At 68.5% G+C, this 410-nt stretch carries 1 protein-coding gene; it reads right to left on the minus strand.

Features of this window, described 5'->3' with window-relative positions:
• Positions 1–410, minus strand: a 410-nt coding sequence (locus E1297_RS48805; RefSeq protein WP_209015532.1) for a hypothetical protein, incomplete at both ends; no start/stop codon positions are given.

A 410-nucleotide genomic window follows, 5' to 3' on the forward strand; every position in this document is an offset into this window, starting at 1 on the left:
GAAACGCGAGATCGCCGATGGCGGCGGGCAGCATTCCCCAGATCGCCTTGATTGCCTCATAGGCACCCTCAAAAGTGTTCGCGGCCGTGTTGCCAAAAGCCACCACGCTCTCGATTGCGCTCTGCATGCCGGAGGCGGCATCGGCCTTCAGATCGAAGAACATCGCCGTGGCGGCAGCGCCCGCCGCAGCCGCGCCCATCCTGATCCGCTCCCAGACCTCGACGGCCAAGTCCTTCAGGAGCGACATCGCCGCGCCAAAGCCGCCCGCGCCGGAGACGAGGCGGGTGAACTGGTAGACGAGCTCGCCGGCGCCGACGATGAGCGCCCCGATGCCGGTGCGGATCAGCGCGCCGCGCAGGACGACCAGCGCCGTGGCGAGGCCACGGACAGAGAGTGCTGCAGCGGCCATG

Source organism: Roseibium sp. RKSG952, assembly GCF_009711355.1.